This is a genomic window from Paraburkholderia caffeinilytica, from assembly GCF_051027425.1.
Classification (GTDB): domain Bacteria; phylum Pseudomonadota; class Gammaproteobacteria; order Burkholderiales; family Burkholderiaceae; genus Paraburkholderia; species Paraburkholderia caffeinilytica_A.
Genome location: NZ_CP186552.1, coordinates 688196 through 702999, shown reverse-complemented (window position 1 = coordinate 702999; position 14804 = coordinate 688196). Strand labels below are relative to the sequence as shown.

Below are 14804 nucleotides of genomic sequence, written 5' to 3'. Positions count from 1 at the left end.
CCGGGATTTTCAGTCTCGCTATGCTTGAAGGCGCGTCGGCCTGACGCCCGCCGGCAAGCATGCGAAAGTTCGGCGCGCGACTGTACACACAAAGCAGAACAACCGATAAAGGCTTCCCCATGTCCACCACCAGTCTCTTCGTCACTTCAGCGGGTGTCGGCCTCGCGATTGCCGCGCCGGTCGGGCCGATGGGCATGCTGTGCATCCGCCGCACGCTAACGGGCGGTCCGCGCGCGGGGCTGGCAATCGGGTTCGGCATCGCAAGCGGCGATGCGTTCTACGGTCTGATCGCGGCACTCGGCCTGGTCGGCATTTCGCAGTTCATGCTCGCCTACGACCGGCCCTTGCATCTGATCGCCGGTCTGTTCCTGCTATATCTCGGCGTGCGTACGCTGTTGCAAAAACCGCCCGTCGACGCAGTAAACGGCAACGGCGATAGCAACGGCAAGCTCGCTCAGGTGGGCCGCGCCGGCGCGCTGCGCGCGTATGCGAGTTCGTTGCTGCTCACGTTGACCAACCCGCAGACCGTCATCATGTTTGCCGCGTTGTTCACGACGCTCGCGCCGCGTGGCGCGTTTTCATCGAGTATCGCGTTGACCACGGTAGGCGGCGTGTTTTGCGGTTCGATCGCGTGGTGGTGTTTTCTCGTGACCGTGGTGTCGCTCGCACGTCATGCGATCGGCAGCAAGCTGCGCGTGGCGATCGACCGGATCGTCGGGATCACGCTCGCGGCCTTCGGCATCGTCGAGATTCGCCGCGCGCTTTGAGTGGGATTCAGGCGCTTGCACACGCAAGCGCGGCAGTTTTGCGACAATAGCGGCTTTCGCCGTGCCGCCAGGGGCCTGTCGTCGACATTCGCCGACGCCCGGAGGCCGGCGCGCGCCGGCTTTGTCGCCTAACCTGTCCAACCCACCCGACCGTCAGCGGTCTGCTCAATGGCTCTTCCCCACATCGATCTGCTGTACTCCGTCTCCGGCCTGTTCGTCGGCTTTCTGGTCGGACTGACGGGCGTCGGCGGCGGCTCGCTGATGACGCCGATCCTCGTCCTGCTGTTCAACGTGCACCCGGCCACCGCGGTCGGCACCGATCTGCTGTATGCGGCCGCCACCAAGGCGACCGGCACGCTGGTGCATGGCCTGAAGGGCTCCGTCGACTGGCAGATCACACTGCGCCTCGCGGCCGGCAGCGTACCGGCGGCGACCATCACCTTGATCCTGCTGCATCGTTACGGGATGGACACCCCGGGCACAAGCCGGCTGATCCAGATCGTGCTCGGCGCCGCCCTGCTGGTGACGGCCGTGGCGCTCATATTCCGCCCGCAACTCGCGGCGCTCGGCGCGCGCCGTCAGCGCGCTCCCCGGCAAGGGCGCACGCTTGCGCTCACCATGCTGACCGGCGCGGTGCTGGGCGTGCTGGTATCGCTGACGTCGGTGGGCGCGGGCGCCATCGGCGTGACGGTGTTGTTGCTGCTGTATCCGCTGCTGCCGACCACGCGCATCGTCGGCTCCGATATCGCGCATGCGGTACCGCTCACGCTGCTGGCGGGCGCGGGTCACTGGCTGCTGGGTTCGGTCGACTGGTCGATGCTGCTGTCGCTGCTGGTGGGGTCGCTGCCGGGCATCGCGATCGGCAGTTATCTGTCGTCGCGCGCGCCGGACGCCCTGCTGCGCAACGTGCTCGCCGCTACGCTCACGCTGGTCGGTGTGCGCCTCGTGCTGGCATGAAACGGGAGTCCTGACAGGCGGCCTTGATAGGCGGCTTGACGTGTCCGCTTTGGACGCAGGCCTCTGGCACTAGCCTCGGGCACGTGCTTTAAGCGCCAGCAAAAATGCCAGCGCCCTCAAAGCTTCTCTATTTGAAAAATCTGCAGGTCAGATCGGTCTCGAACTGCCTGACCCACTGCCCGTGATGGTCGTGGTAGCACTGCGCCCAGCCGCCGCGCCGGATCGTGACGAGGCGTTCACACGCGGCGTCGCCCGGGTCCGGGCAGGCGCTGATGTCGAAATGCGCCGGCGCAAAACCGTGCCGCGCGCACACCAGTTCGAAAGCCGCCCGATCGCCAATCGGCAGATCGGTATAGCGCAAAAGCGTGGTTTCCATGGCGTTGACTCCGATTCCACTTGCATCACAGTACGCTTCGCGATGCGTCAATTGTGTGTCACAGCGTACGGACGAACCGTTGCGGTGCTCGGATTCAGCCCGGAACGGATCTGAACCATCATCATCGCTTCAAAAATCATCGCCAGGAAAAATAAAGCGAAAAAAAAGGGCTCCGGCTATTCGCCGGAACCCTCGCGCTGGCATGCATCACAATGGCGCATGGCGATACCGGATCGCACGCACCTTTCGACGCAGCCCTAAGCGCCTGCCGGCGTCTCACACGCCTTGTTTGCAAGCCGCCTGACGGCAGGCCGCTGATCGCGGCCTGCTCAATGCTGCCGTGTTACTGCTGAACAACGGTCAGCTTGTTCGTTACCGACGTCACGCCGGCGACGCCCTTGGCTGCTTGACCGGCAGCATCGATCTGGCCTTGATCAGGCACCGAGCCAGTCAGCGTCACCGCACCGCCACGAGCACGCACCGCGATATTCGAGACGTCGATGCCTTGCGCCTTGGCAAGCGCGCTGCGCACCTTGCGGCCCAGTTGGCCATTGGCCTTCTTGACGGCCTTGGCGCTTGCAGCCGGCGCTGCGGTCGTACCCGTCGCCGTTGCATCGCTTGCCTGAGCGTACACATTGCACGCCACCACCATCGCCACGACCGAGCCCAGCGTTTTCAGAAAACCGACCGATTTCATAGTTTCTATTCTCCTTAGCTTCACATTGGACCGCATGTACAAGCGGCTTCGTTACGACTACCGGCGGCCATGCTTCAGGCGCGACAAGGCGCGGCCCAGCAACGGCCGACTATGGCTGCAACACGGTGTGCGAGAGGCGAGAGAGGCCGGCTACCGTTAATCGCACGATGCCACGCATGCAATGCGGTACGGAAGCCGGCAAGCCGCGAAGTCCACCGGCGCGCCCGGTTCTTGTCTGTCTTGCCGGGTCGCGCCGCGCAAACGTCTGATCGCGACGGCGATCCACAATTTAATCTAGCCGCGCCAGAAGCGCAAAGGGTTTAGTCATGCCGCGAGGCGGCTGCCAGTTGCCGTGGGAGCTTGAATCGCGGTTTTTTCATGCGCCGTTCATATTTTGACCCGGGGCGTGATTCATCCACCGTTCATAAGCCGTTCACGCGTCGTTCACGTTTCGTTCACGAATTGTTACGGGTTTGACGAAGCCTGCCCCGGCCGGACGCTGCGCCGGCGCGCGATTCTCAGGTACCATCGGCGCGACATGCCCTGCCACGCGGCTTGTGCGTCTTATGCGTATCTAGCGGTAGCCAGCGTGGCACGGCGCAAACGCTTCGCCCGGTTCGCGCCGCAGAGCGCCGCCACCTTGTTCACTTTCGACCGTAGCCGTCACGTCACCAGATGAAGCCAGCCACCGGCCGCAAACGCCCTCCCCGTCTCGTCGCCCGTTTCGTGGCGATCTCCTGGCGCGATCTGGCAGTCTCGTTCGGACCGATCCTGCTGATCGCCCTCGTGGCGATCTGGGTCGCCGTGCGCCTGATCCAGCCCGCTCCGCCCAGTACGCTGACGATCAGCGCCGGCCCCGAAGGCAGTACCTTCTGGAACGCGGCGCAGAAGTACAAGGAGATTCTGGCGCGCAACCGTATCACGCTGAACGTGTTGTCCTCGGAAGGCTCGCTGCAGAATCTCAAACGGCTCTCGGACCCGAACTCGAACGTCGACGTCGGCTTCGTGCAGGACGGCGTCTCACCCGGCCCGGTGAGCCCGGATCTGATGTCGCTCGGCAGCGTGGCCTATGTACCGTTGGCGATCTTCTATCACGGGCCGACGATCGCGCGGCTTTCCGAGTTCAAGGGCCAGCGGCTCGCCGTCGGCGCCGAGGGCAGCGGCACGCGTGAGCTGGCGCTCGCGCTGCTCAAGGCAAACGGCATCGTGCCGGGCGGCCCGACCAAACTGCTGCCGCTTTCGGGCGACGACGCCGCCCAGGCACTCGTCGCCGGCAAAATCGACGCGGCCTTTCTGGCCGGCGACTCGGCGCAGCCGGCGGTCATGGGCAAGCTCTATCGCACGCCGAATGTACAGTTCTACGACTTCACCCAGGCCGATGCCTACACCCGCCGGTTTCCGTATCTGACGCAGCTCGAGATGCCGATGGGCGCGTTCGACCTCGGCAAGAATCTGCCGTCCACGCCGATTCATATGGTGGCGCCGACCGCCGAACTGGTGGCGCGTGACTCGCTGCATCCCGCGCTTTCCGATCTGCTGATCGAGGCGGCCCGCGAGGTCCACGGCAAGGCGAACGTCATGCAGCGCGCCGGCGAATTCCCCGCGCCGCTCGCGCACGATTTCCCGATCAGCGACGACGCTGCCCGCTACTACAAGTCAGGCAAGAGCTTCCTCTACCGGATCCTGCCGTTCTGGCTGGCGAGTCTCGCGGACCGGCTGCTGGTGGTCGTGGTGCCGTTGATCGTGCTGCTGATTCCGGCGCTGCGTCTCGTGCCGGCGCTCTATGCATGGCGGGTGAAATCGCGCATCTACCGCTGGTACGGCGCGCTGATCGCGATCGAACGAAGCGCGCTCAGCGAGTACTCGGCCGCCGAACGCGCTTCGTTGATCGAGCGGCTCGATGCGATTGAAGAGTCGGTGAACGGTCTGAAAATGCCGCTCGCTTATGCGGATCAGTTTTACGTGCTGCGCGAACATATCGGTTTCGTGCGCGAGCGGCTCACGCATAACCGCGAGTCGCAGCGTGACGCGGAGACCGAACCCGGCGACGGGCCGCAGCCGCCCGAGGCAGGACGCGCAGCAGAAGACAACGACGCCGCCGAATCACCTGAGGCACGGGGAGCCGCCGAGGCAGACGAGCCTCCGGCCGGCCGCACCGCCTAGCGACACTCGTATCGCCGGTGCAAAAGCATATTGACCGGTGCAAGTGGCGGCCGCACCGCGTAAGATCATTACAATTCCGACGGTCCAGCAGACGACACCGTGCGGAACAGGCAATTCGGGAGACATTTATGACCATTGGCATCGACGCCAGGCAACCGCTGTGGTTTTACGACTTTGTCTCGCCGTTCACCTACCTGTTGCTCGAGCAACACGACAAATGGCCCGGCTTCGACTTCGCGTTCACGCCGGTCGTGCTGAACGAGCTCTATAGCCACTGGGGCCAGCGGCCCGCTTACAGCGTGCCCGCCAAACGCACCTTTCTGTATCGCCACGCGCTGTTTCGCGCGGAGCAACTCGGCATTCCGTTCAAGATGCCACCGGCCCATCCGTTCGAATCGATGAAGCCGCTCCTGCTCGCCACCGCGGCAAACGGCGACATCAGCTTCGTGCGCGAGATTTTTCGTTTCATCTGGCGCGAAGGCCGCGATCCGTCGAGCGATGCAGCGTTCGCCGAACTATGCGAGCGCGTCGGTATGCCGGACGGCCCGGAGCTCATCAAGAACGAAGAAGTGAAAGCGCAGTTGCAGCACAACACCGCGAATGCCATCGCTCTGGGCGTCTACGGCGTGCCGACCTTCTACCTGAACGACCAGTTGTTCTGGGGCGAAGACGCGTTGCCGATGGTGCTGTATTGCGCACGCACGCCGAACTGGCTCGATTCGAAGGAAGTGAAGCGGATCAGTTCGCTGCCGTCGGGTCTTGCGGACAACTGAGCGAAGGCAAAACGTAAGATTCGTGCAAACAGGCACGCCGCGCTTGCGTCTGTATATGTCTTTTCAGACGTGATTGCGTCAAAAAGGGCGTCCTGATGCCGGCCATACCGTGCCCGCTATGCCGCCACACTGCAAACGGGCCTAAGGTTATAACCTTTGCGCTCCGCTCTCGCGATCTGACTCGCGGGCGGCTCCGACCGACGCTTCATCCGGACCCGACCTGCTTGCATCGCTTCGCCTAAACCATGGACGATTCCGCCGCTTCCCTCGATATCTGGCTCGTGCGCGTGCTGCGCACGCTGATCGTCGAGCGCAGCGTCACGCAAACCGCACTGCGTCTGAATCAGACCCAGCCGGCCATCAGCACCGCGCTGCGCAAACTGCGCGAGACGCTGAACGACCCTATTCTCGTGCGCGGCAAATCGGGCATGGTGCCGACCGAATACGGCGAATCGTTGCTGGCTTCGGCGCAACGTGTACTGCGCGAAGTCGATTTCGTTGCAACGCCGCACGGCGACTTCGATCCCGGCCGCTCGCGCCGCACCTTCCGCGTGGCCGCGCCGGATTATCTGAACGACTTCTTCATGCCCACCGTGATCGCGCAGTTCCGCGAAGCGGCGCCGCATGCGCGTCTGGAGATCGATTCGCTGAGCCCAATGCTCGACCATTCGGCCGCGCTCGATGCGGGCGAACTCGATCTGGTGATCGGCAACTGGCCGAAGCCGGACCCGCGTTTCGAGCGCAGCGACCTGTTCTCCGACACGGTGGTGTGCCTGATGCGCGCCGACCATCCGCTCGCACGCACGCCGATGACGCGTGAAGCGTATCTCGCCGCGCCGCATCTCGCGCCGACACCTTATAGCGGCGCGAGCGGCGGTGCCGTCGACACCGGCTTCGCGCGCGCCCGCGCCGAGCGGCGCATCGTCGCGACGCTGCCCTACTTCGGCCTCGTACCGCAAACGCTGTTGCAGTCGGATCTGATCTTCACGACCACACGCCGTTTCGCGATGCACTATGCGAGCATCCTGCCGCTCGCGGTGGTCGACGTGCCGATTCCGTTTCCACGCATCAAGTGCTATCAGCTATGGCATCCGCAGCCGGACCGGCCGAGCGATGTCGGCTGGCTGCGCACGTTGATGTCGCAAGTGTCGGACGGCCTGGTCGCGCAGAAGGTGCGGCGCACGAAGCGGCCGGCGAAAAAGGAAACGTCAGCCGCGGAGGGCTGACGTGCTGGATTGAAGCCTGGCGGGTGAGCGCTTGATGCAGCGCGCCTTTATTCTGAGCAATTCAAGCTACGAGCCTGACGTTGAACCCCTTACGCCAGGCGCCTCGCACTCTCTACTCACACGCTCGCGTAAAGCTTCTGCGTCATCGCTTGCGCCGCGGCCTCGCGTGAACGGATCTGCAGCAACTCGGCGCACACCGCAACCGCGATCGCCGCGGGCGCTTTATCGACAATACCGGTCACGCCGATCGGGCAGGTCATCTCCACCAGCCGATCCAGCTCCACGCCTCGATCCAGCAAACGACGCTCGAATTTCACACGCTTGGTCTTCGAGCCGATCATGCCGAAGTAGGTGAAGTCGCGCCGCCGCATGATGCGCGCGGCGAGCGAAAAATCGAGCGCGTGGTTATGCGTCATCACGAGAAAATAGGCGCCGGGCGGCGCCGTGTCGACGATTGCATCAGGTGTATCGGTCGCTTCGATCTGCACGTTGGCAGGCGTTTCGTCGGGGAACAGTTCGTCGCGCTCATCGACCCACTGCACCACGCACGGCAAGCGGCCAAGCAGCGTGACGAGCGCGTGGCCGACATGTCCTGCGCCGAACAACACGATGTGCATCGGCGCCGGGCGCGGCGTTTGCACGGCGCTGCGCCGGCCGATCTGAACGGAAGAAAAGTCGTTCATGGCGATCAATCCAGTTGGTTTCGATAATGGCACGATTACTCTGCCCGAAGGTTGCTAACAACGGCTCGCGGCAGTTGCGCCGCCGGCTGCACCGAAGGTTCTCGCAGCGACCGCCCGTTCCTCGCAATTTCCGGCATGGCGCGGAACGGGCGGTCACGCAAGCGTCACGCGCTCATCGCAATGCTTACTGCCGCGCCGCCGCAGTGGCTGCCCGCACGGCGCCGACCGCCTTGAGAATTTCCTCGCTGGTGGCGGGCGCATTCAGCGGCGGATTGACCTTGTGGTTACCCACGGCCGACACCGCATCGCGCACGGCAAAGAACACCGAGAACGGCAGCAGCAGCGGCGGCTCGCCGGTCGCCTTCGAACGATGGATGCTGTCCTCCGCATTGCGGTTCTTGAACAGGCGCACACGGAAATCGGGCGGCGTATCGTTGACGGTCGGAATCTTGTAGGTGGACGGCGCGTGCGTCATCAGCTTGCCGCCGGTGTTCCACCACAGTTCTTCGGTCGTGAGCCAACCCATGCCCTGAATGAACGCGCCTTCCACCTGGCCGACGTCGAGCGCCGGATTCAACGACGCGCCCACGTCATGCAACGCGTCCGCGCGCAACACGCGCATCTCGCCGGTCAGCGTATCGATCACCACTTCCGACACGGCCGCGCCGTACGAGTAGTAGTAGAACGGCCGGCCTTGCAGCTTCGATTGATCCCAGTAGAGCTTCGGCGTCGCGTAGAAGCCGTCCGACCAGAGCTGGATACGCGCGACGTAGGCCTTCGCGATCACTTCTTCGAACGGCACGATCACCTCGCCGACCACCACGCGGTCGTGCACGAAACGCACCTCCGAGGCAGCCACCTGCCCCGCGCCGAAACGCTCGGCGGCGAAAGCCGACAGACGTTCGCGCAACTGACGCGCGGCGTCTTGCGCGGCCTTGCCGTTCAGGTCCGAACCGGTCGATGCAGCCGTCGCCGACGTATTGGCAATCTTGCTCGTGTCCGTTGCCGTGACGCGGATGCGGTTGAAGCCGATACCCAGCTCATGCGCGACGACCTGCGCCACCTTCGTGTTCAAACCCTGGCCCATTTCGGTGCCGCCGTGGTTCACCAGCACCGAACCGTCGGTGTAGATGTGCACCAGCGCGCCGGCCTGGTTGAAGTGGGTCACGTTGAACGCGATGCCGAACTTGACCGGCGTCAGCGCCAGGCCCTTCTTCAGCACCTCGTTGTTCGCGTTGAATTCGTTGATCGCCGCACGGCGCGCGCGGTATTCGCTGGTCGCCTCGAGTTCGTCGATCAGTTCGTGAATCACGTTGTCTTCGACCACCTGACCATACGGCGTCTGGTTGCGCTCAGTCTTGCCGTACAGATTGCGGCGGCGCACGTCGAGCGAATCCTCACCGACCGAACGCGCGACGTTGTCCATGATGTACTCGATCGCGAACGCGCCTTGCGGACCGCCAAATCCGCGGAACGCGGTATTCGACTGCGTGTTGGTCTTGCCGCAAAAGCCGTCGATCGTCACGTCGGACAACCAGTACGCGTTATCGAAGTGGCACAGCGCGCGCGTCATCACCGGACCGGACAGGTCGGCGGAAAAACCGCAACGCGAGGTCATGTCGACCGTCACGCCGTCGATCACACCCTTGTCGTCGTAACCCACTTCATACGTGTAGTGGAAGTCGTGACGCTTGCCGGTGACCATCATGTCGTCGTCGCGGTCCGGACGCAGTTTCACCGGGCACAGCAGCTTCCACGCAGCGAGCGCCGCGCAGCACGCGAACAGACCCGATTGCGATTCCTTGCCGCCGAAGCCGCCGCCCATCCGGCGGCATTCGATCAGCACGTTGTGCGATGCGACGCCCAGCGCGTGCGCGACCATGTGCTGCATTTCGGTCGGATGCTGCGTCGAACAGTAGACGTGCATGCCGTCGTCGTCCTTCGGCACCGCGTACGAGATCTGGCCTTCCAGATAGAACTGCTCCTGGCCGCCGAGCAGCATCTCGCCGGCTTCGCGATGCGCCGCCCGGGCGATCTTCGTACCGGCTTCGCCGCGCGCGAGTTTCATCGGCGGCAAGACGTGCTGATTCGCGGCGCGGGCCTGTTGCGCGGTGAGAATTGCGGGCAATTCCTCGTAGACGACTTCGGCGCGGCGCGCAGCGAGACGCGCGATTTCATGCGAGGTCGCGACCACGATGAACATCGGCTGGCCGACGTATTGCACGAGGCCGTCCGCGAGAATCGGATCGTCGCCGTGGATGATCGGGCCGACGTCGTTGACGCCGGGGAAATCCTCGGCGGTGAAGATCGCGACCACGCCCGGCGTGGCGCGCACTTTGGCGAGCGACATCGACACGATCTTCGCGTGCGCTTTCGGCGACAGGCCGAGCGCGGCGTGCAACGTGCCGGCGAGCGCCGGGATGTCGTCGGTGTAAGTGGCGCGGCCGCTCACGTGCAAATGCGCCGACTCGTGCGGACGCGAGACGTGGACCTGGGTGAAGTCGTCGAGATCCTGAAGGTCTTTCAGGAACGGTTCGGCATGCTGATTCATTCTGGTGTTCTCCGTGTCCTTGTGGCGTCTCAGGCGCTCGCGCCAACCGGGGCGCAGGCAGCAGCAACTGCACGAACATCCAGTGCGCTCTTGGGCAGCGGATTGTTCGGACGCGTTTCGAGCCAGAAGCGGTACAAGGTGTTCTTCGCCGCTTCGAGGCGGTAGTTGCTGGTCGCGCGCATGTCGCTGAGCGGTGCGTAGTCGTTGCCGAGCGCGAGCATCGCGGCCTGCGCGGTGGCTTCGTGCCATTCGGCGTCGCGCAGCACGGCTTCAGCGTGCGTCGCGCGCTTCGACGTGGCGGCCATGCCGCCGAACGCGATGCGCGGCTCGCGGATCACGTTGCCGTCGGCGATAAAGGAGAACGCCGCGCATACGGCCGAGATGTCCGAGTCGAAGCGCTTCGACAGCTTGTAGGTGCGGAACTGCAGGTTCTTACGCGTGCCGGTGCGGGTCGGCACTTTGAGTCCGACGACGAACTCATGCTCCGCCATGTCCTTCTTCTGATACGCGAGGTACAGATCCTCGAGCGGCATTTCGCGTTCGATCTCGCCGCCGCGCACGATCACATGCGCGCCAAGCGCGATCAGACCGGGCATCGAATCGCCGATCGGCGAGCCGTTCGCAATGTTGCCGCCGAGCGTGCCGGCATTGCGGATCGGCAGCGACGCAAAGCGTTGCCACATTTCGTTGAGTTCCGGATATTGCTTCGCGATTTCCGCGTACGCCTTTTCCACGCTGACGCCCGCGCCGATCTCGATCCAGTCGCCATTGATTTCGAGCTTTTGCAGCTCGGCGATCTGGCCGACATAGACGATGTTGCCCAACTCGCGCATCAGCTTGGTGACCCACAGGCCAATATCCGTGCTGCCGGCGAGAATACGGGTGGCCGGTGCGGCTTCCTTGATCTTCGCGAGCGCCTCGACGGTGCGCGGCGCGGCGAACTGCTGGCCGGCGTGCTGGTAATGGAACGTGTCTTTGCGTTCGAGCGTGGCGAGCGTGTTCGACAGTGCTTCGACGTTGACCGGCGCTTTCGGCGCGGGAGCTTCGAACATGCGCACGGCTGCGTCGACAATCGGACGATAGCCGGTGCAACGGCACAGATTGCCGGTCAGCGCGTTGCTGATCGTGTCGCGCGACGGCACGGTTTTGTTTGCGCAGCTATGTTCGTGGCCATGCTTTTCGTACAGCGACCACATCGACATCACGAAACCCGGCGTGCAGAAGCCGCACTGCGAGCCGTGGCACTCCACCATCGCTTCCTGCACCGGATGCAGCGAACCATCCGGCTGACGCAGGTCTTCGACGGTGTAGAGCGCTTTGCCGTCCAGCGTCGGCACGAACTGAATGCAGGCGTTGACCGCCTTGAAGTCGACGCCGCCCGCCGCGTTGCGCTCGCCGATCACGACCGTGCACGCGCCGCAGTCGCCTTCGGCACAGCCTTCCTTGGTGCCGGTGCAGTGCGCGTCCTCGCGCAGATACTGCAGGACGGTGCGGGTGACGGGCGCATCCTTGATCTCACGGATTGCGTTGCGATGGTAGAAGCGAATCGGCTCAGTCATGTCTCGTTACTCTCAATGTTCTGTGTCCGTGGGGACGTGCTGCGATGACGGTTCGAAAACTATCATCGTCAATAAATACAACCCATAGCAGGGATCGCATGCGGGACATATCCGCGAAACGATATAGAGATAGTTTTGAGGGGCGGTTGGCTTATGTTGATATGCCCGTTTTGCCATATTTTTATACAAATAGAAGATTTATTGCCACCATCGATCAGGTCCATTCCATCCAGTGCATGTAAGAGTGCCTGTCGTGAAGGGTAAAAACTGACCACTATATGGATCCGACACCGTTATTCAGGCACCCGAGTTATTAAGCAACTCCTGCAAGAGAATCGGTTCCATGGGAAAATCACGCCTTTCCGCCGTTTTCAAGTCTCGTTTTCCCCATGTCCACCGACTCAGCGTCACCTCGCAGCGAATTTTCGACGACCATGCAGATCATTCCGGTCGTCTTTTTCACGTTTCTTTGCTACCTGACGATCGGAATTCCGCTCGCCGTGCTGCCTGGCTATGTCCACGACGACCTGGGTTACAGCGCGGTACTGGCCGGCGCGGCGATCAGCGTGCAGTACCTGGCGACGCTGGCTTCGCGCCCGCTGGCCGGCCGCTCGGCCGACACGTTGGGACCGAAGCGGACGGTGTCGATCGGCTTGCTGGGTTGCGGCGCGAGCGGGATTCTGTTGCTGCTGGCCGTGTTATGCGGGCGCTGGCCGGTGTTGAGCCTGGGATTGCTGGTGTGCAGCCGTCTCGTGCTCGGCTTCGGTGAAAGCCTGTGCGGCACCGGCGCGATTTTGTGGGGCATCGGCCGGGTGGGCACGAGCAACAACGCCCGGGTGATTTCGTGGAACGGCATTGCGACTTACGGCGCGCTCGCGGTTGGCGCGCCGCTCGGTGTAGCGATTGCGCACTCGATCGGGTTCGCCGCGTTGGGCATTCTGGTGATTCTGCTGGCGGCACTCGGTTTTTATCTGGCGCGGCCAATCGCCCCGGTGCCGATCGTGCATGGCGAGCGGATGTCGTACCGAAGCGTCTTCACGCGGGTGCTGCCGCATGGCATCGGGTTGGCGTTAGGTTCCGCGGGCTTTGGGTCGATTGCAACCTTCATCACGCTGTTTTATGCCGCACGGCATTGGCCCAACGCGGCTTTGTCGTTGACTGTTTTCGGCACGCTGTTCATCGGCGCGCGCCTGTTGTTCGCCAACACGATCAAGGCTTACGGCGGATTCCGGGTCGCCATTGCTTCGTTTTCGTTTGAATGCGCCGGGCTGTTGATGTTGTGGCTGGCGCCCGAACCGCATATCGCCCTTGCCGGCGCCGCATTGACCGGGTTTGGGTTTGCGCTGGTGTTCCCCGCCTTGGGCGTTGAAGCCGTGGGGCTCGTGCCGCCCGCCAGCCGTGGCGCAGCCTTGTCGGCCTATTCCGTGTTTCTCGATCTCTCGCTGGGGATTACCGGGCCGCTGGCCGGGTATATCGCTGGGGAGTTCGGCTATGCACAGGTGTTTCTGTTTGCAGCGGTGGCTTCCGCACTGGCAGTCGTGCTGTCGACGATGATGTATCTGCGCAATTCGCGAGCGCCCACGGCGCCTGCTGCGACCTGAACCGCAGATCGGCATCTGCATTCGCAATACGACCGGCCGCACCGTGCAATTTTCTTCACGCGAAGGCTCGTGGGTGCCAGTGCTTTATCTGAAGTAATGAGGGCGCCGGGCGGCATGCCGTAGTCAATCCGACTCGCCGCCCGCCCGGCAGGAAACACGGAAACGGGATGCTAGCGCGCCGCGCCGCTCGCGCCGTTCGATAGCGATTTCTCCAGCGCCGCAACGCCAGCCGGCAAATCGACCGACGTACCTAAATCCAGCATCGTGCGACCTAACGCGTGCAACGTGCGAAACAGATTGTGCTCGCGGCACTGCTCACCCATCTGCCCGATCCGCACGATCGGCAAACCGAACGACCCCGAAATCTCCACCTGATGCTGCCGCGAAATATGCCCGCAAATATCGCCCGGGCTCAGACCGTCCGGCACCTCGATGCCGACCACTGAATTCAGGCGACATGCCTGCGGCGTGTACAGTTGCAAACCCAAAGCCGTCACCCCTGCCTGCAACGCGACTGAACACTTCAAATGCCGCGCAAAGCGTTTCTCCAGCGTCTCGGCGCAGACCAGCCGTAATGCTTCATGCAACGCCAGCACGCCGGATACAGGCGCGGTGTAGTGATATCCCGCGTTGTGCCAGAAATTCTCCGCGAGGGACGCATCCAGACACCAATGCGCGTTCGGCGCCGTACGTCCCTTCACTCTTTCCCACGCGGCATCCGAAAACGCGATCAGCGACACGCCTGGAATCGACGACAAGCCCTTCTGCCCGCCGGTAATCACAGCATCGATACCCCACGCGTCCATCTCCAGCGGCATCGTGCTCAACGTACACACTGCGTCGACGATCACCAGCGCGCCCGCGGCTTTTGCCAGCGAGGCAATCTCCTTCAGGTGGTAATTCCATACCGTGTTCGACGTCTCGCCCTGCACGACCGTCACGATCTCGGGACGCTCGCGGCGGATCGCCTCGGCGATCTGCTCGAGGCTGGCGACCGACCGGTCGTCGACGTCGAGCATACTCACGTGCGCGCCGACACGCCGTCCCATCTCCGCCATCCGCTCGCTGAAAAAGCCGTTCCTGATACTCAGCACTCTCGTGCCTTCCCATGCGAGGTTGGAGATCGCCATTTCCATCGCGGCAGAACCCGGTCCCGCTACGCCGAGCACCCACTTCGAATTAGTCTGGAATACGTAGCGCGCCATGGTCTTCACCTGGCCGATGACCTTCACCATCGTGGCGCCCAGGTGATTGATCACCACGGTGTTGGCCTTCGCGACGGCGGCGGGAATCGGCACGGGGCCGGCGCCCATCATCAGCAACGGTTCTTCGGGAAGGATGGCGTCGAGTGATTCGACAACCGGACAGGGCACTGCGAGAGAAGTAATGGTCGCCATGATCGATAGAAGGAATTCAAGTTGCAACGGCCTCGCCAACAATGACGCTGGCAA

General features: G+C 63.3%; 12 protein-coding genes. 6 read left to right on the top strand and 6 right to left on the bottom strand.

Annotation, left to right across the window (positions count from 1 at the left end; genetic code table 11):
• Nucleotides 1-119 precede the first annotated feature (119 nt).
• Together ACOSV0_RS03065 and ACOSV0_RS03060 are read left to right on the top strand one after the other, a co-directional pair.
• On the top strand, nucleotides 120-767 hold the full coding sequence (locus ACOSV0_RS03065) for a LysE family translocator (protein ID WP_434108654.1): 648 nt from the start codon (nucleotides 120-122) through the stop codon (nucleotides 765-767).
• Between the two features lie 168 nt (nucleotides 768-935).
• Nucleotides 936-1724, top strand: a complete 789-nt coding sequence (locus ACOSV0_RS03060) for a sulfite exporter TauE/SafE family protein (RefSeq protein ID WP_434108653.1) — start codon at nucleotides 936-938, stop codon at nucleotides 1722-1724.
• A gap of 127 nt (nucleotides 1725-1851) precedes the next feature.
• Here the strand turns inward: ACOSV0_RS03060 and ACOSV0_RS03055 are convergent, their stop codons facing one another.
• Together ACOSV0_RS03055 and ACOSV0_RS03050 are read right to left on the bottom strand one after the other, a co-directional pair.
• Nucleotides 1852-2100 (bottom strand): hypothetical protein, encoded by a 249-nt coding sequence (locus ACOSV0_RS03055; protein WP_434108652.1) that lies wholly within the window; start codon nucleotides 2098-2100, stop codon nucleotides 1852-1854.
• 343 nt (nucleotides 2101-2443) lie between these two features.
• The gene (locus ACOSV0_RS03050; protein WP_434108651.1) at nucleotides 2444-2797 is read right to left on the bottom strand and encodes a BON domain-containing protein; all 354 of its coding nucleotides are present in this window, start codon (nucleotides 2795-2797) and stop codon (nucleotides 2444-2446) included.
• A gap of 675 nt (nucleotides 2798-3472) precedes the next feature.
• Between ACOSV0_RS03050 and ACOSV0_RS03045 the strand changes: the two genes are divergently transcribed.
• From ACOSV0_RS03045 to ACOSV0_RS03035, 3 genes are all read left to right on the top strand, one after another.
• Nucleotides 3473-4960: a TAXI family TRAP transporter solute-binding subunit gene (locus ACOSV0_RS03045; RefSeq protein ID WP_434108650.1), complete on the top strand. Its 1488-nt coding sequence runs from the start codon at nucleotides 3473-3475 to the stop codon at nucleotides 4958-4960.
• 128 nt (nucleotides 4961-5088) lie between these two features.
• Nucleotides 5089-5733 (top strand): 2-hydroxychromene-2-carboxylate isomerase, encoded by a 645-nt coding sequence (locus ACOSV0_RS03040; RefSeq protein WP_434108649.1) that lies wholly within the window; start codon nucleotides 5089-5091, stop codon nucleotides 5731-5733.
• A gap of 245 nt (nucleotides 5734-5978) precedes the next feature.
• On the top strand, nucleotides 5979-6959 hold the full coding sequence (locus tag ACOSV0_RS03035) for a LysR substrate-binding domain-containing protein (RefSeq protein WP_434108648.1): 981 nt from the start codon (nucleotides 5979-5981) through the stop codon (nucleotides 6957-6959).
• A gap of 116 nt (nucleotides 6960-7075) precedes the next feature.
• Here ACOSV0_RS03035 and xdhC read toward each other — a convergent pair whose 3' ends face one another.
• From xdhC to xdhA, 3 genes are all read right to left on the bottom strand, one after another.
• Nucleotides 7076-7642: a xanthine dehydrogenase accessory protein XdhC gene (gene xdhC, locus ACOSV0_RS03030; protein WP_434108647.1), complete on the bottom strand. Its 567-nt coding sequence runs from the start codon at nucleotides 7640-7642 to the stop codon at nucleotides 7076-7078.
• 184 nt (nucleotides 7643-7826) lie between these two features.
• A complete protein-coding gene (xdhB, locus tag ACOSV0_RS03025; RefSeq protein WP_434108646.1) occupies nucleotides 7827-10193 on the bottom strand; it encodes a xanthine dehydrogenase molybdopterin binding subunit in 2367 nt (788 codons plus the stop codon).
• A 29-nt stretch (nucleotides 10194-10222) separates the two neighbouring features.
• Nucleotides 10223-11752, bottom strand: coding sequence for a xanthine dehydrogenase small subunit (xdhA, locus tag ACOSV0_RS03020; RefSeq protein WP_434108645.1), 1530 nt, complete (start codon nucleotides 11750-11752; stop codon nucleotides 10223-10225).
• 389 nt (nucleotides 11753-12141) lie between these two features.
• Between xdhA and ACOSV0_RS03015 the strand changes: the two genes are divergently transcribed.
• Complete coding sequence (locus ACOSV0_RS03015) at nucleotides 12142-13353, top strand: MFS transporter (RefSeq protein ID WP_434108644.1); 1212 nt, start codon at nucleotides 12142-12144, stop codon at nucleotides 13351-13353.
• A 170-nt stretch (nucleotides 13354-13523) separates the two neighbouring features.
• On the opposite strand, the gene ACOSV0_RS03010 is transcribed toward ACOSV0_RS03015, so the two are convergent.
• Nucleotides 13524-14750 carry a pyridoxal-phosphate-dependent aminotransferase family protein gene (locus ACOSV0_RS03010; RefSeq protein WP_434110149.1) on the bottom strand — a complete coding sequence of 409 codons (1227 nt, stop codon included), beginning with the start codon at nucleotides 14748-14750 and terminating at the stop codon, nucleotides 13524-13526.
• Nucleotides 14751-14804 lie beyond the last annotated feature (54 nt).